The sequence below is a fragment of the Kribbella sp. VKM Ac-2569 genome (genome assembly GCF_004216905.1).
In the GTDB taxonomy this organism is placed as follows: domain Bacteria; phylum Actinomycetota; class Actinomycetes; order Propionibacteriales; family Kribbellaceae; genus Kribbella.
In genome coordinates this window covers 2,350,866-2,367,518 of record NZ_SGXJ01000001.1, presented here as the reverse complement: position 1 = coordinate 2,367,518, position 16,653 = coordinate 2,350,866, and the positions used below count along the sequence as shown (strand labels likewise).

Below are 16,653 nucleotides of genomic sequence, written 5' to 3'. Positions count from 1 at the left end.
CTGCCAGCTATGAGGCCGCGCCTGACCGATGTCGCCGAGGCGGCCGGGGTGTCGATGAAGACGGTGTCGAACGTCGTCAACGGCGCCGAGCATGTCCGCGAGGAGACCCGGCAACGGGTGCTGGCCGCGATCGACAAGCTCGGGTACCGGCCGAACATCGCGGCCCGCAACCTGGCCCAGGGGCGCAGCGGAGTGATCGCGCTCGCCGTACCGCAGCTCGACAGGCCGTACTTCGCCTCGCTCGCGGCCCGGATGCTCGACGAAGCCGAGTCGTTCGGCTGGATCGTGCAGTTCCATCAGACCGGCGGCCGCCGCGAGGCCGAGCTCGCACTGCTCACCGAACGGCATCCGGCCCGCCTCGACGGCATCGTGATGAGCCCGCTGGGGCTGACCGCGGAGGATGTGCAGAACCGCGACCCGTCGCTCCCTCTCGTCCTGCTGGGTGAGAAGGCCGGCACGGAGCACCACGCCGATCACGTCGGGATCGACAACCGCGAGGCCGGCAAGGTGGCGACCGAGCATCTGCTCGAGCTCGGGCGGCGCCACGTGATGGCGCTGGCGCCCGGACCGCGGATGGACGACGAGCGGATCAACGGGTACCGCGACGCACTCGCCGCGGCCGGGCTACAAACAGACGAGGACATCGTGCTCGCGACCGGCGGACTACGCGGTCAGGACGCCGAGCGGACCCTCGGCGAGTGGCTGGACTCGGGACACCCGGCGCCCGACGCGGTCTTCGCGGCCACCGACTGGCTGGCGATGGGCGCGATCCGCGCGCTGGTCCTGCGCGGTCTGCGAGTGCCGCAGGACGTGGCCGTTGTCGGTTTCGACGACATCCCGTACGACCTCGCCACCCTCCCGACGCTCACCACGGTCGCGCCCGACCGGGTCGCCATCGCCCGCCTGGCGCTGCAAGCCCTCCGCGACCAGCGCCCCGGCAGCGATCCCAAACGCCTGCAAGCCCCCTTCAGCCTCGTCGTCCGCGAGAGCACGACCGGCATCGGCTGACACTGGCGCATGCCGGACCAGCGGTTAAGACTGGCGGCATGGGTGGGGGAATGGTGGCGATGCTGTTCTCGGACATCGAAGGGTCGACGCTGCTGCTGCGCCGGTTGGGGGACCGGTACCTGGACGCGCTGGAAGATCATCGGCGGATCCTGCGGGCGGTCTGGACGGCGTACGGCGGGACCGAGATGGGGACCGAGGGCGACAGCTTCTTCGTCGTGTTCGGGACGGCCGGCGAGGCGGTCCTTGCGGCCGTCGACGGGCAGCGGCAGCTGGAAGAGCACCGATGGCCGGACGACGAGCGGCTGCGGGTGCGGATGGGGATCCATACCGGTACGCCGGGCGTGTACGACGGAGACTACTGGGGCATGGACGTCCATCTCGCCGCACGGATCGGGGCCGCCGCACACGGAGGGCAGATCGTGGTGTCGGCCGTCACCGGTGATCTGACGCAATTGCCCGACGGTGTCACGCTGCGCGATCTCGGCACGCACCACCTCAAGGACATCCCGGAGCCCGAGCACCTGCTCCAAGTCACCATCGACGGCTTGCAGGGCGACTTCCCGCCACCACGCACTGTCGGTACGTCGACGAGCCTGCCCTCGCCCGCGACGCCGCTGCTCGGGCGCGAACAGGATCTCGACCGCGTCACCGGTCTGCTCGACAGGTCCGACGTACGGCTCGTCACCCTGACCGGACCGGGCGGGTCGGGCAAGACGCGCCTCGGGATCGGCGTGGCCGCGGAGCTGACCACGAAGTTCCCGGGCGGGGTGTACTTCGTTCCGCTCGCGGCGGTCACGTCCGCGCGGGTGCTGTGGACGACGATCGCCGAAGTCCTCGACATCCCGCCGCGGGAGCGCGGCCGGATCGTCGCCTACCTGGCGCAACGGACCCTGTTGCTCGTGCTCGACAACCTCGAGCAACTCCCGGACGCCGGCAAGGTCGTCGCCGAGATCATCGAAGGCGCGCCGCACGTGAAGCTCGTCGCCACGTCCAGGCGAGCGCTCGGCCTCACCGGCGAGTACCAGCACCCGGTGCTGCCACTGTCGATCACAGATGACGCCGTACAACTCTTCGTGCAGCGCGCCCAGGCCGTCCGGCCGACGTTCACGCTGACCCACGAGAACTCGGCCGACGTGGTCGCGATCTGCCGTCGGCTCGACGGGCTTCCGCTCGCGATCGAGCTGTGCGCGCCGCGGGTGCGGCTGCTCAGTGTCAAGGAGCTGCTCGCCCGGATCGATCAGGCGCTCGACATCGCGTCCACCAGTGCGGCGACCCCGGAACGCCAGCGGACGCTCCGGGAGACGATCGCCTGGTCGTACGAGCTGCTCGGCCCCGAACACCGTCGTACCTTCCGCTGCCTCGCGGTCTTCGCGGGCGGCGCCGACCTGGCCGCGGTCGAGAAAGTTGCCACCGGCATCGACCCGCTCGACGCCCTCGCCGAGCTGCACGACGCCAACCTGATCACGTTGTCCGACGGGCCGGACGGCACCCGCGTCCAGTTGCTGGAAACCATCCGCCGGTACGCCGCCGACGAGCTGGACCGCACCGCCGAAGCCGAGGCCGTCCATCGCGAACACGCGGCGTACTACGCCGACCTCGCCGACCACCTCGAGACCATCAAGAAGACCATGTCCGAGCCGCCGGTCGAGCGGGCCGAGGCGGACCTCGACAACTTCCGCGCCGCGCTGACCTGGGCGACCGAGAACGACGTCAGAACAGGGCTGCGCCTGTGCTCGGCGCTCGGCTGGGTCTGGCTGTTCGGCGGCTATATCGGCGAAAGTCGCGCCTGGCACGAGCAGGTGATCGCGGCCGCCGGTACGACGTCATCGCCGGAGCTGGCCGCCTGCCTGCGCGGGTTGAGCAACCTCCTACTCATGCAGGGCGAGACGGAACGTGCCCATGAGTTGACGACCCGCAGCCTGGAGATCGCTCGGGAGCTGGACGACCCGGCCGGTATCGCGTTCGGGATGACCGTGCTCGGGTCGGCGCAACGGCAGCAGGGCGATCTCGACGCGGCGCGGGCGACGCTGACCGAGGCTGTCGAACGACTCCGCAGCCTCGACGACGACTGGCGCCTGGCGCGGGTGCTCAGCCACCTCGGCGGCATCGAGGAGGACCTCGGAAACCTGGAGCACGCCGAGGACCTGCTCCGCGAGTCCCTCACGATCACCGAGTCGATCGGGGACGCGCACGAGATCGCCGTACAGGGGCAGAACCTCGCGTATCTGTTGATCCTCGCGGGCCGGCCCGACGAGGCCGCCGAGCTTGCCCGAGGGGTGCTGCCGACCGTACTGGCGCTCGGCAGCCCAAGTCTCACGATGGCGTTCTCGAACACCGTCATGAACCTGCTGATCCGGCGCGGCGACCCGGTTGGGGCCGCGCACCTGTTCGGCGCGGAGGAAGCGATGGGCGAACGGCTCGAGATCCCCAATCCGTACCTGGACGAGGAACTCGCCGAAGCCCTCGAACTCGTCGGCGACACGATCTCCCGCGAGGACTGGGACCGTCACCGCCACACGGGCCGGACCGAACGCGTCGAGGACCTACTCGCCCGCCTGACACTCTGAGCGCCCGTCCCGGGCGACTTTGAGAAGCCACCGATCATTTTCGTGCCGCCGAGATGGTCGGTGGCTTCTCAAAGTGCTCGTTCTGGGCGCTTGCATCGAGGGGCGGGTCAGGTTTACGGTCCGGGTTAACGTTTAAGTGAGTGTTAGTGAGCACTTCTTCGAAACTTGGAGCAACTATGATCAGTCGGCGACGGTTCCTGCAGGTGACCGGTGCGGCGATTGCCACCTCCACGCTGGCGGCCTGCGGCGACGGCGGGGCGGCGAACGGGGGCGCAAAGGCGTCGGGCGACCTCAAGCTACCGACGTACAAACCGTTCGAGGGTCTGCACCCGGACTTCCCGGGGGCCGAGTCCGGCCTCGAGCCCGGGTTCCTGAAGTTCCCGGCGGACGCCGTCTCGAGTGTGAAGGCGCCGCCGCTGAAGAGCGCGGTCACCGCGCTGACCGAGACGTTCGCGACGCCTCCGCCGCCGATGGGCAGCAACCCGATGTGGCAGGCGCTGAACCAGGCGCTCGGCGGTGAGCTCAGGCTGACGATCGGCACCGACCCGGGCTACCCGGAGAAGTTCGCGACGCTGCTGGCCAGCGACTCGCTGCCGGACCTGATGTGGCTGCCGCCGAACCAGGGCATCCCGAACATCGGCCCGATGCTCGAGGCGAAGTTCCAGGACCTGACCAAGTACCTGTCCGGCGACGCCGTGCTGGAGTACCCGAACCTGGCCGCGCTGAAGCCGGCCTCCTGGCGGACCGCCGTGGTGAACGGGAAGATCTGGGGCGCCCCGATCCCGTCGACGCCGTTCGGCCAGGTGATGATGGGCAACCCGAAGACCTGGGCGAAGGTCGGCGGCCTGCAGTGCACCACCGCGGACGAGTTCTTCGCCAAGTGCAAGGAGCTCACCAACGGCACGAACTACGCGCTCGAGCCGGCGATCATCAACATGCTGCACATGTTCGGCGAGTGGTTCGGCGCCCCGAACGCCTGGCGCGTGAACCAGGACCGGTCGCTGACGCACCTGTACGAGACCGACAACTACAAGGCCGCCGTCGAGTACGCCGCCAAGCTCTGGGCGGCCAAGGTGTTCTACCCGGACCTCAACCTGGCCGACGCCACGCCGAAGACCGTGAACGGCCAGATCGCCGCACAGGTCGTGGTCGGCCCGCGCGCGACCGCCGACTTCCGGAACCTCGACCCGTCGCTGTTCGTGGACACGATGATCCCGTTCGGCCACGACGGCAAGGCGAAGCCGGTCTACGACATGGGGTACGGCACGGTCGGGTTCACGCCGTTCAAGAAGACCGACGAGGGCCGGATCCGCGAGCTGCTCGCGCTGATGGACTACCTGTCGGCGCCGTTCGGCACCAAGGAGTACCTGGTCAAGAACTTCGGCGTCGAGGGGCAGCAGTACGCATTGGATGCGCAGAAGAACCCCGTACTCACCAAGGCGGGTCAGCAGCAGGCGCCCGGTCTGGTCAGCGCGCTGCAGATCATGAACTCCCCGGAGAGCGTGATCTTCAACCCGGCGAACCCGGACGACACCAAGAAGATCTACGCGACCGAGCAGCAGCTGCTGAAGTTCGCGATGCGGAACCCCACGGCCGGCACGTACTCCGACACCTCGAGCAAGGTCGGCCCGAAGCTGACCGCGGCGTTCCGGGACACGATCGTCGACATCGTCACCGGCCGGCAGAAGCTCGACGCGTACGACGAGGCGCTCAAGCGCTGGAAGTCCGGTGGCGGTGACAAGATGCGCGACGAGTTCGCGGCCGTGCTCCCGTCGAGCGTTCCGGTCACCGGGTCCTGATACATGCTGAAACGAACCTCCTCCGTTGCGCGGGTCAAGAACGGCCTGCCGCTGAAGGCGAAGTGGCGCCGGGACTGGCAGATGGTCCTGCTGATGATTCCCGGCGTCGTCTTCCTGCTGGTGTTCTTCTACCTGCCGGTGATCGGCAACGTGGTCGCGTTCCAGGACTTCCAGCCGTACCTCGGCATCATGCACAGCGAGTGGAACGGCCTGCAGAACTTCGTCAACCTGTACGCCAACCCGGACTTCTGGGACGCGTTGCGGAACACGTTGCTGCTGGCGGCCGTCCAGTTGCTGCTGTTCTTCCCGGTGCCGATCGGGCTGGCGCTGATCGTCGACTCGCTGGTCAGCAACCGGTTCCGGCGCTGGTTCCAGACGATCGCGTACCTGCCGCACTTCCTGTCCTGGGTGCTGGTCGTGACGCTGTTCCAGCAGTCGCTCGGCGGGGCGGGGTTCATCAACAACCTGCTCCGGCAGGCCGGACTGGACCCGATCCCGTTCATGACCAACCCGGACACCTTCCCGCTGCTCGTCGTCGCGCAGCTGATCTGGAAGGACGCCGGCTGGGCGATGATCATCTTCCTCGCGGCGCTGACCACCGTGGACGTCTCGCTCTACGAGGCGGCCGCGGCGGACGGCGCCGGGCGCTGGCGGCGGCTGTGGCACATCACGCTGCCGGCGCTGCGGACGGTCATCGTGCTGCTGCTGATCCTGCGGATCGGCGACATCCTCAGCGTCGGGTTCGAGCAGTTCATCCTGCAACGCGACTCGGTCGGTCCAGGTGCTGCCGAAGTACTGGACACGTTCACGTACTACGCGGGCGTAGTCGGCGGGGACTGGAGCAGCGGGGCCGCGGCCGGGCTGGCCAAGGTCGTGGTCGGTGCGCTGCTGCTGTGGGGTGCCAACTCACTCGCTCATCGGCTCGGCGAGCCGGGAATCTTCCAGAGGCGCTCATGAGACCTGTGTGGAAAGAGAATCCGTCGCCGGGCTACCAGGCGATCAAGGCCCTGATTCTGGGCGGGTTCGCGCTGGTGATCGTCGTACCGATCCTGGTCGTGATCTCGACGTCGCTGGCCAGTGACAAGGACATCATCGACGCGGGCGGGTATGTGCTGTGGCCGTCGCATCCGACGGTGAAGGCGTACCAGACGCTGTTCAGCGGCGGCCTGATGGGCCGGGCGATCCTGGTCAGCGTGTTCGTGACGATCGTCGGTACGGCGATTGCGTTGGCTGTCACCATCGCGCTCGCGTACGCGACGTCGCGACCGGTGCTGTTCGGGCGGCCGGTGCTGCTGATGGTGCTGTTCACGTTGCTGTTCGCGCCGGGCATCATCCCGATGTTCCTGGTGGTGAAGCAGCTCGGGTTGCTCGACAGCCTGTGGTCGCTGATCCTGCCGGGCGCGTTGGGGGCCTTCAACTTCGTCGTACTGCGCACGTTCTTCATGAACGTACCGGGCGAGTTGCTGGAGAGCGCCCGGATCGACGGCGCGAGCGACTTCACCATCCTGCGCCGGATCATCATGCCGCTGTCGAAGGCGGTGATCGCTGTCGTCGGCCTGTTCTACGCGGTCGGGTTCTGGAACGCGTTCTTCAACGCCCTGCTGTACCTGAACGACACCTCGAAGTGGCCGGTCCAGGTGATCCTGCGAACCTACGTCCTGCAGGGCAAGTCGCTGTCCGCCGATCAGCTCGGCGTCCACCCGCCGCCGCAACCCCAATCCCTGCAGATGGCCGTCGTCGTGGTCGCGCTGGTGCCGATCGCCATGGTGTACCCGTTCCTCCAACGGCACTTCACCAAAGGCGTTATTACCGGTGCGGTCAAAGGCTGATCTGCAAGAATCGATATATGTCCTCACCTTTGGCTGAGCGGCCGACGCTGCGGATGGTGGCGAAGGAGGCCGGTGTCTCGGTCGCGACCGTGTCCTACGTGCTGTCCGGACGGCACCGCAGCCACACGATCAAGGACTCGACCGCGGACCGGGTCCGCGAGGCCGCGTCGCGCCTGGGGTATCGGCGCAACGACGCGGCCCGCGCGATCCGAACCGGCAAGTCCGATCTCGTCCTGCTGTCGCTGAACGTGCTCGCGGACCCGTGGTCGCAGGCCGTCGCGGCCACGGTCAGTACGGCGGTGTCGCCGCTCGGAAAGACCGCGCTGATCGTCGCGGACGGCGACTGGCGGACCGTGCTGGCCAACCGGACGCCGGACGTGATCTTCATCGACAGCATCAAGCCGGACCCGGAACAGATCGCCGAGCTGGAGGCGTTCGCGGCGCAGGGCGTGCAGATCGTCGCGTTCAGCGAAACCCTGGAACCGCAGGGCTTCGACGTGATCCGGTCCGGCGCCGAGCCGCGCTGCCACCTCGCCGTGGAGCACCTGCTGGAGCACCACGACCGGGTCGGCGCGCTCACCTCCCGGACCACGGGGTTCGCTCGCTTCGACGCGTACGTCAACACGTTGCGCGCGGCCGGCAAGCCGATCAGCAGCGACCACATCGAGGTCTTCGAGCAGCATCCGGAGGGCGCCTACCGGGCCGCGATGGCGCTGCTGTCCAAGCCCGATCGGCCGACTGGGCTCTACTGCACTACTGATTTTGCCGCGATCGCCGCCGTACGGGCGGCGCACCGGCTGCGCATCGACGTACCCGGGGATCTGGCGATCGTGGGCGTCGGCAACACGCCTGAAGGCGAGCACCTGGACCCGTCGCTGTCCACTGTCGGACCGGTCGGGTTCAACGAGGCACTCGCCCGGATCATCGTGAGCAGGCTGACCGACCGGGAGGGCGCACCCGGTGAGGTGTTCGACTTCCCCTGGCAACTAATCGTCCGGGAGTCTTCTTGAGTCGACCTAACGTCGTCCTGATCTGTGTCGACGAGTGGCGGGGCGATGCGATGTCCTGCGCCGGTCATCCGTACGTCGAGACGCCGCATCTGGACGAGCTGGCGCGGAACGGGGTGCGGTTCAGCCGCGGGTACTCCGCGACGCCGACGTGCGTGCCGGCCCGCGTGGCGTTGTTCACCGGGCAGTCGCAGGAGCGGCACGGGCGCGTCGGGTACACGGACGGCGTACCGTTCGACACCGCGCATCCGGTGACGGTGCAGGGCGAGTTCCGGCGCGCCGGGTACCACACGCAGGCGATCGGGAAGATGCATGTGTGGCCGGAGCGGGCGCGGCTCGGGTTCGACGACGTGATCCTGCACGACGGGTTCCTGCATCACTCGCGGCGTTCTTACCGGCAGCAGTTCGGGTTCTTCGACGACTACGTGCCGTGGTTGCGGCGGCAGCCGGGGGTCTCGCCGGATGCGGAGTACTTCGATCACGGGGTCAACTGCAACTCGGTGGTCGCGCGGCCGTGGGACAAGGCGGAGGAGTTGCATCCGACGCATTGGATCGGCACGCAGACGATCGACTGGCTGTACCGGCGCGATCCGACGCGGCCGTTCTTCTTGTACTTGTCGTTCCATCGGCCGCATCCGCCGTACGACCCGCCGGCATGGGCCTACGACCAGTACAACGCGCTGCCGCCGTACGAGCGTCGTTTGGGTGACTGGGAGGACGACTGGGACGAGTTCCGGCGGGACGGGGACTACCAGGCGGCGATCGGGGACCTGCCGGATCGCGTCGTGCATCGCGCGCGGGCCGGGTACTACGGGTTGATGGCGCAGATCGACCTGCAGATCAACCGGATCCGCGAGGCGCTGGTCGACTTCGGGGTGTACGACGACACGATCATCGCGTTCACGTCCGACCACGGCGAGATGATGGGCGACCACCGGATGTTCCGGAAGTCGGTGCCGTACGAGGGGTCCGCGCGGGTGCCGGTCATCGTTGCGGATCGTGCTGCCGCCGGTGGTGCTGTGCGTGGTGGGGTTGTGGATGAGGTGGTCGAGTTGCGGGACGTGATGCCTACGTTGCTGGATCTCGCCGGGGTGCCGATTCCTTCGTCGGTGGACGGGGTGTCGCTGGCGCCGTTCCTGCGCGGGAAGTCGGTGCCGGTGCGGGAGTGGTTGCACGGCGAGCATCTACATTTCGGGCAGTCGATCCAGTGGGTGACGGACGGGAAGACCAAGTACGTCTGGGGTTCTTCGCTTGGCGTGGAGCAGCTCTTTGATCTCGCCGCGGATCCGGGGGAGTTGCGGAACCTGGTGCAGTCCGAGCCCGAGCTTCGGGAGTTGTGGCGGTCGCGGTTGATCCAGGACCTCACCGGGCGCGAGGAAGGGTTCGTTGCTGATGGCAAGCTGGTGACCGGGCGTCCGGTGACCGCGATCCTCAACCACACCAGGGAACGCCTTGCACGCGCCGCCGTCTGAGGACTGGGAGCCGATCGACATCGGCGAGTCCGACACGTCCGTCTACCGCCGAGGCAACACGTTCGCCAAGTGCTGCGACCCGTCCGGCGCAGCCGACCTGGCAGCCGAACGCGACCGCATCACCTGGCTAGCCACAACGGGCTTCCCCGGAGCAACAGTCGTCGACTGGCTCGAGCAGACCTCGAGTGGTGCGTGTTTGGTGACCTCTGCGGTGCCGGGGGTTCCCGGGGACACGCTCCCGCCTGCGTCGCACGATCGTGCCATGCGGCGGCTCGGGGCGACCCTTCGTGATCTGCACTCGCTCACCGACTGCCCGTTCGAGCGGCCGCTGGCGGAGGTCATCGCGACGGCGGCTGACGTCGTACGGCGTGGTGCTGTGAACCCGGCGTACCTCACGGACGAATGGCGCCGCCTGAAGCCGTCGGAGCTGCTCGCCCAAGTGGTTGCTGAGCGCCCCTATATCGAGAGCGTCCTGGAACCGGTCGTCTGTCACGGCGACGCCTGTCTGCCGAACATCTTCTTCGACCCCGAGACTCTCGAAGTCACCGGCCTCATCGACCTGGGACGCCTCGGCGTCGCCGACCGATACTCCGACCTCGCCCTCACCACGATCCAGCTCCACGACGAGTGGTCCGCCGCCCCGGAGCCGTTCCACGAGGCGTACGGCGTACCCAACCCGGACCCGCGCCGCCTCTACTTCTTCCGCCTCCTCGACCCACTCACCTGGGGCTGAATCATGAGAGTCGAACTCGTCGCCCTGGTCGTCTCCCGCGAACACGCCTTCGAAGGACGCCCGCAGGACGGCCCGCGTCCCGACCCCGAACCGGTCGCGCGTACCGAGATCGAGGTTCGCGCCGACCTCGGCATCGTGGGAGACCGCTACTACGCCCAAGCGATCCACAAGAACGCCGCCGTCACGCTCATCGACGCTGCCTCCCTCGACGAGGTCGAACGCGTCCTCAACCTGGACGAACCCCTCGACCCGCACCTCACCCGCCGCAACATCACCCTCCGCGGCTTCCCGATCGACGAACTCGCCGCTCACCGCGCCTCCGACGGCACCCGCGTACCCGGCCGACGCTTCACCCTGGGCCCGATCACCTTCCAGGCGAACCGCCCGGCTAATCCCTGTGCATGGATGGACGAGGTCCTGGCCCCCGGCGCGATGCAGGCGCTGCGCGGTCACGGCGGCATCCGAGCAACCCCACTGACCTCCGGCGTACTCCACCTCGGCCCAACCGAACTCACCATCCTGGACTGAGACTTTCGCGCGACTTTTGGTCTCGCGGCCTACCGTCGAAGTGTGAGGCTGGTGGGTGCTCTCGTCGTGTTGACGGCGCTGGCCGGATGCAGCGACACGGCTCCGACCGGCGACTCCGGCCTGCCGTCCAACCGAACCACACCGACCACCGACCCAACTCCAACCACAGAACCCGCCCCGACTCCCTCTCCGGCGCGCCCGCCGACCAAGACCGCCGTACCTTCGCCCCGCCCGACCGTGTCCGGGCCGGTGAGCATGTCGATTCCCGCGATCGGCGTACGGAACCTGCGGGTCGTCGCCTACACCGGCACCGCCGACGATCGGCCGGGCACCAGGATCCAGAACCGCGGTGTCGCCGCCAGCCCACGCGGACGCGACGGCGGCGTCGGGCCCGGCGAGATCGGGAACTTCATCGTGACCGGCCACCGCGTCAGCCACGGACGACCACTGGAGCGAGCGCCGGAGCTACGCAACGGCGACCATGTCCTGATCAGGGTCGACGGAACGGTGTACGACTACGTGATCACCCGGACGATGACGATCTCCTTCCGAAAGCCCGCCGAGAAGGCCCAACAGAACGCCGCCGTACCCGGGAACCCCGGCGCGAAGCCGACCCAGCCGATGCTCACCATCTCCACCTGCGCCACCCCCGAGGACCACGCAGCCGGCAACTACTGGCACGACGACCTGGGCAACCCCGAACACCGCATCAACAAGATCGGCACCCTGGTCACCACCCGCTGATTCCACGGGCCGGGAGGGGCTGTGACGATTTGCGGATGTGGGAATAGGCGCCGGGGACGTGAGATAGGCAATTGCCTGTGCCCAGGCCCCAGCGCGTGTTCCCAGTCCCCTGTGCTCTGGCCTACTTACGGCCGAACTTCCACCATTTCGGCTTGTTCATCTTGATCTCGTCGGCGGTCATCGGCGGCGGGACCGGGGGCCGGGACTCCTCGGTGAGGAAGTTGCCGGATTCGGTGTCGTACGGCGTGACGCCGAGGCGGCGGCTGATCTCCATCACGATCGGGATCGACCGCGGGCCGTCGTTCAGGTAGAAGGTGATGTCGCGGACCTCGACACCCTTGCCGATCGTCATCTCGACGTCGTACTCCGGACTTCGCAGCGCCAGCCAGGACGGTTTGCTCGTGTCGACGTCCGGCACCACTTCCCGGACCTTGGCCACCACGTCGGTCGCCAGACCGACGGCCGGTGGCTCGTAGTCGACCGGCATGTCGTCGAGGCGCCGTACGCCTCCTGGCCCACGCATCGCGTAAACAGCCCAGCTCATGCCCCCAGCATGCCAGGCGGGTCAGTGCTTGCGGGCGGCGAGGATGGCGAAGGTCAGGTATTGGCCGTTGTCGGCCTCGAGCATGTCGAGGGCGTCGTCGCGTTCGCCGCGGTACTCCGAGACCGCGCGAGACCACCTGATCCAGTCGGCCCAGCCGTTCTCCTGGAGGCGCGCGGCGGTGACGTCGACGAGCTCGGTGATCGCCCACTGGAACCGCCACCAGTCGGCGGTGTGCCAGGCGAGCGCCTCCCAGCCGACCATCTTCTTGATGTGTTCCGGGATGTGGCCGATCTCGCGGACCTCCTGGGTCATCGCCGGTGTCGCGACGCCGAGCTGCCCGCCGGGTTTGAGGAAGGAGGTGATGTAGGGCAGGTAGTTGTCCGCGGTGCCGAAGTACTCGTAGGCGTCGATGCAGACGATCGCGTCGAAGAACCCCTTCGCGAACGGCAGCGTGTGGGCCTCCGCCTTCAGGGTCACAACATCCGGGTTGTCGATGTTGGCGGCCGCGTCCGTTGGATCTATCCACAGGTCAGCGGCCCACACCTGGACGCCGTACTCCTTCGCCAGAAAGACGGAGGTGGCGCCCTTGCCGGAGCCGAGGTCGAGCACGCGCATGCCCGGTCGCAGGTCGAGGTCGCGGGCGAGATCTTCCAGCATCCACAGGGGATTCGGGCCCATGTCCCGGGCCAGCAGCCAGTTCGCGTCGTACGTACTGGCTCGCGGGTAGTCGTCGTGCTTCATGTCTGCCACTGGCACAGGGTAGCGAGATCAAAACGGGATGTGCCTGGCATTTTCGGCGGGCAGAGTAGACGGATGACTCAACTTGATCCGGTGATTCGCTCCTTCTATCGGGACCGGTACGTCGAGGACGATCGGCTGGTCGTCCGCGGGCACGGCCGGCTCGAGTTCCTGCGTACCCAGGAGTTGCTACGGCGGTGGCTCCCGCCCGCGTCCGACGTACTGGATGTCGGTGGTGCGACCGGCGTCCACGCGCGATGGCTTGCGGCGGACGGGCATCGGGTCACGCTGGTCGACCCGGTTCCGGAGCATGTGGAGCAGGCGGCGACGATCGGGACCTTCGCGGCGGAGGAGGGCGATGCGCGGGCGCTCCGGCAGGCGGACGCGAGCGTGGATGTGACGCTGCTGCTCGGTCCGCTCTACCACCTGGTCGAGGCGGCGGATCGTGCGCGGGCGTTGGCGGAGGCGGTACGGGTGACGCGGCCTGGTGGGCTGGTGGTCGCCGCGGGCATCAATCGGTACGGCGGCCTGCTCGAGGCCGGCAGCAACGGCACCCTCACCGAGGAGAACCTGTCCCTGTTCCTCGACGCCTTCGCGTCCGGCAGCATCGACGGCACCAAGGGTTTCACCGTCGCCTACTTCCACCACGCCGACGAACTCGCCACCGAACTCACCACCGCCGGCGTCACCGACGTAGAGGTCCTCGGCATAGAAGGCCCCGCCAGCAACATCCTCGAGAACGCCGCCCCCGAAGCCATCGAAACCCTCCTCCCCGCCGCCGTCCTCCTCGCCCGCCACGTCGAATCCGACCCCAACCTCCAAGCCGCCAGCCCCCACTTCCTCGCCCACGGCCGCGTAGTCGACTGAATGCGGTGTGTATCCGCCCAGTGGCGGGCGGTCGCGGAATGGTGTCAATAGCTGCAATCTGGTTCACCGGATGGTGGTCCAGGCCGTAATATCGTGCGGCGGCCGGCACTGGGGGTGTTCCGGCCCTTCTGATGCATCGGGTGGGACCGGCGAGGACCGGTACTGGGGGAAGCGGGAAGTTATGGCGGACAAGCCGGCACCCAAGCCTGGGCACTTCCTGCCGGGCGGCGACGGTGACCAGATCGCGAGCGACGACCGGAAACCGGGGGTTTCCGCACCATCGAAGGCACCGTCGGGGGCGCCGTTGGCGGCGCCCACGCCGCGGCTCGCCGGGGAAGCGCCGCCGACGCCGCCGCAGTTGAGCGGGTCCCGGATCGACTCCCGCCGTACGACGCTTTCCGGCAGCCGGATCGGCCCGCCGCCGGCCGAGGATCGCGCCGCCGCGGCGTACCGGCAGGTGTACCACCCGGAGCCGGTGCCGTTCGTCCCGAAGCAGCGGTCCAAGGGCCTCATCGCGCTGATGGTCGTCGCGGTGCTGCTGCTCCTCGGCGGCGGCGCGACGTTCGCGGTCAAGGTGATCTCGTCTCCCGACTTCTCGGTGAACCCGATTCCGCCGACCACGAAGCCGAGCGGCGGCGCACCGACGACCAAGCCACCCGTCGGCAAGGGCACCCCGGACACCGACATCGTCGGCAAGAACGCGATCTACACCGCCGGCGCGCTGGCCGCGGCGAAGTGCGCCGAACCCGCGTTCCGGCCGACGTCCATGGAGAACGTCCGCTCGTACTACCAGGCGCTGACCGCATGCATGGACAAGGCCTGGGAACCGATCGTCACCAAGGCCGGGTTCGAATTCCGGTCGCCGAACCTGGTCATCTTCTCCGACGGTGACGAGACCGCGTGCGGCGTACAGCATGACCTCGCCCTGTACTGCCAGGACGAACACGGCGGCAGCGCGACGATGCCATGGCAGGAGCTCGTCGAGGAGTACCCGAAGAACAAAGCCGAGGTGCGTGCCGAGATGGCACAGTCCTTCGGCTTTGTGTACGGCGTACACCTGCAGAACCTGACCGGGATGGCCGAGGCCTCCGACAACCTCGCCGACACCGCGGCGAGCAAGGCCGCGCAGCTGGAGATGAACCGGCGCGCCGCACTTCAGGCGTACTGCTTCGGCGCGGTGTTCTTCGGCGCGGCCAGGACGAGCTTCCCGTTGCGCGGCGAACTGCTGCGGCAGTGGAACGGACTGATCAGTCGCCGCGGCGACGAGTTCACCAAGGACAAGGTCCGCGACCACGGTTCCAGCAAGAGCCTCGCGCTGTGGATGAACCAGGGCCTCGCGACAAGCAACCCCGGGTCCTGCAACACTTTCGTCGCAGCATCCGCCAAGGTCAGCTGAGCGATGGGAACGATCGATGCCTGACTCCGAGGAAGGTGTGCCGGGGCCCGGGCACCTCGCGTCTGGTGAGCCCGCGGCCGGCACACGCCCGCTGACCCTGAAGAGCGCGCAGCCCGGAGGGCTCGGGCCAGCCCGCTCGGTGTCGCTCGACGACGCCCCGGTACGTCGCAAGGCGCGTCCGCTGCCGACCGAACCCGGTACGGCGAGTGAGTACAGCGGCCCGCCCGTCGCGCCGCAGACCGGCGTACCGCTGACGCCGCTGACCGGCACCCGCCGCGTCGGCGGCCCCCGCCCGACCGGCTGGCACTCGAACCCGTCCCGCTCCGGCGCCCAGTTCACCACCGAACCACCACCGGCCGCCCCGCCGCGCCAGTATTCCCGCCCGATCGTCGTCGGCCTGTCGATCCTGGTCATCCTGATGCTCACCGGCGCCACCATCGCCGGCTTCCGCCTCGTCGACTCCTACGGCAACGTAGAAAACCCCCTCGCCCAACCCTCGGTGAGGAAGTCCCAGGCCCCGATCCCCGTGCCCCCGGACCCAACGGTCACCGTCACCGCCCAGGGCGTCCCGGACATGGTCCGGTTGCAGCAGAACAAGATCTACGCGGCCGGCAAAGTCGTAGCGGTCAGCTGCAAAGAGCCGGCGATCAAACCGAACTCACAGTCGGCGATCCTGCGCTACTACCAGGCGCTGCTGCCGTGCCTGAACAAGGCGTGGGAGCCGTTGGTGACGAAGGCCGGTTACGACTTCCGGCCGCCGAAGCTGAAGCTGCAGACCAGCCAGGCCGGCACCGAGGAGGACTGCACCGGAGAGTCGGACACCGCGTACTACTGCAGCGGCGACGAGAGCATCAACATCAGCTGGAAGAACGATCTCAAGTTCTACAAGGACGATCCGCTCGCTGCCCGGGTGTGGATGCTCGACACGATGGCGCACGAGTACGGGCACCACGTCCAGCAGATGACCGAGATGATCACCGCGTCGTTCTCGCGGGAGGGCTGGACGAAGTCGAAGGCGATGAAGCTCGAATGGGCGCGTCGCCGGGAACTGCAGGCGACCTGCTTCGCGGCGGCCTTCCTCGGCGCCAACAAAGTGTCGCTCGGCCTGTCCGGCAACAAGCTCAGGATCTGGCAGTGGGAGGCCCAGCACTCCGGCGACGAGTACAGCGAGGACAAGATCCGCGACCACGGCTCCCGCAAGAGCAACTGGGCCTGGTCCGGACCCGCCTTCAACTCCGCCGACCCCAAACTCTGCAACACCTTCACCGCCTCCGCCGCCAAGGTCAGCTGACCGTGCGCCGGGCGGCTCTGGTTGGGGTCGCTGGGCTGGTCGTGATGATTGCCGCTGGGTGCGAGCGGACGGATGGAGCGCTCCCGGACCCGGCGACGTCTAGCGCGAGTACGACGCTGAGTCCGAAACC

Annotated in this window: 15 protein-coding genes; 13 read left to right on the top strand and 2 right to left on the bottom strand. The window is 68.1% G+C overall.

Annotation, left to right across the window (positions count from 1 at the left end; genetic code table 11):
• Positions 1–9 precede the first annotated feature (9 nt).
• From EV649_RS11185 to EV649_RS11140, 10 genes are all read left to right on the top strand, one after another.
• The gene (locus EV649_RS11185) at positions 10–1,008 is read left to right on the top strand and encodes a LacI family DNA-binding transcriptional regulator (RefSeq protein ID WP_130383116.1); all 999 of its coding nucleotides are present in this window, start codon (positions 10–12) and stop codon (positions 1,006–1,008) included.
• Between the two features lie 38 nt (positions 1,009–1,046).
• On the top strand, positions 1,047–3,575 hold the full coding sequence (locus tag EV649_RS11180) for a tetratricopeptide repeat protein (RefSeq protein ID WP_130383114.1): 2,529 nt from the start codon (positions 1,047–1,049) through the stop codon (positions 3,573–3,575).
• Positions 3,576–3,751: 176 nt separating this feature from the next.
• Positions 3,752–5,374 (top strand): extracellular solute-binding protein, encoded by a 1,623-nt coding sequence (locus EV649_RS11175; protein ID WP_130383112.1) that lies wholly within the window; start codon positions 3,752–3,754, stop codon positions 5,372–5,374.
• A 3-nt stretch (positions 5,375–5,377) separates the two neighbouring features.
• Positions 5,378–6,331 (top strand): ABC transporter permease subunit, encoded by a 954-nt coding sequence (locus EV649_RS11170; RefSeq protein WP_130383110.1) that lies wholly within the window; start codon positions 5,378–5,380, stop codon positions 6,329–6,331.
• Positions 6,328–7,203 (top strand): carbohydrate ABC transporter permease, encoded by an 876-nt coding sequence (locus EV649_RS11165; RefSeq protein WP_130383108.1) that lies wholly within the window; start codon positions 6,328–6,330, stop codon positions 7,201–7,203. Before EV649_RS11170 ends, EV649_RS11165 begins: the two co-directional genes overlap by 4 nt.
• Before the next feature lie 17 nt (positions 7,204–7,220).
• Positions 7,221–8,213, top strand: a complete 993-nt coding sequence (locus tag EV649_RS11160; protein ID WP_198682391.1) for a LacI family DNA-binding transcriptional regulator — start codon at positions 7,221–7,223, stop codon at positions 8,211–8,213.
• Complete coding sequence (locus tag EV649_RS11155; RefSeq protein ID WP_130383106.1) at positions 8,210–9,682, top strand: arylsulfatase; 1,473 nt, start codon at positions 8,210–8,212, stop codon at positions 9,680–9,682. Before EV649_RS11160 ends, EV649_RS11155 begins: the two co-directional genes overlap by 4 nt.
• The gene (locus EV649_RS11150; RefSeq protein ID WP_130383104.1) at positions 9,663–10,415 is read left to right on the top strand and encodes an aminoglycoside 3'-phosphotransferase; all 753 of its coding nucleotides are present in this window, start codon (positions 9,663–9,665) and stop codon (positions 10,413–10,415) included. Before EV649_RS11155 ends, EV649_RS11150 begins: the two co-directional genes overlap by 20 nt.
• Positions 10,416–10,418: 3 nt before the next feature.
• Positions 10,419–10,943 carry an MOSC domain-containing protein gene (locus tag EV649_RS11145; RefSeq protein ID WP_130383102.1) on the top strand — a complete coding sequence of 175 codons (525 nt, stop codon included), beginning with the start codon at positions 10,419–10,421 and terminating at the stop codon, positions 10,941–10,943.
• A gap of 42 nt (positions 10,944–10,985) precedes the next feature.
• The gene (locus tag EV649_RS11140; RefSeq protein WP_241997979.1) at positions 10,986–11,687 is read left to right on the top strand and encodes a class E sortase; all 702 of its coding nucleotides are present in this window, start codon (positions 10,986–10,988) and stop codon (positions 11,685–11,687) included.
• 121 nt (positions 11,688–11,808) lie between these two features.
• Here the strand turns inward: EV649_RS11140 and EV649_RS11135 are convergent, their stop codons facing one another.
• Positions 11,809–12,231, bottom strand: coding sequence for a hypothetical protein (locus EV649_RS11135; protein WP_130383100.1), 423 nt, complete (start codon positions 12,229–12,231; stop codon positions 11,809–11,811).
• Between the two features lie 21 nt (positions 12,232–12,252).
• Positions 12,253–12,972, bottom strand: a complete 720-nt coding sequence (locus tag EV649_RS11130; protein ID WP_130383654.1) for a methyltransferase domain-containing protein — start codon at positions 12,970–12,972, stop codon at positions 12,253–12,255.
• Positions 12,973–13,044: 72 nt separating this feature from the next.
• Between EV649_RS11130 and EV649_RS11125 the strand changes: the two genes are divergently transcribed.
• From EV649_RS11125 to EV649_RS11115, 3 genes are all read left to right on the top strand, one after another.
• The gene (locus EV649_RS11125; protein ID WP_130383098.1) at positions 13,045–13,836 is read left to right on the top strand and encodes a class I SAM-dependent methyltransferase; all 792 of its coding nucleotides are present in this window, start codon (positions 13,045–13,047) and stop codon (positions 13,834–13,836) included.
• Positions 13,837–14,017: 181 nt separating this feature from the next.
• Positions 14,018–15,232: a neutral zinc metallopeptidase gene (locus EV649_RS11120; RefSeq protein WP_130383096.1), complete on the top strand. Its 1,215-nt coding sequence runs from the start codon at positions 14,018–14,020 to the stop codon at positions 15,230–15,232.
• 16 nt (positions 15,233–15,248) lie between these two features.
• A complete protein-coding gene (locus EV649_RS11115) occupies positions 15,249–16,523 on the top strand; it encodes a neutral zinc metallopeptidase (protein ID WP_130383094.1) in 1,275 nt (424 codons plus the stop codon).
• Positions 16,524–16,653: the final 130 nt, after the last annotated feature.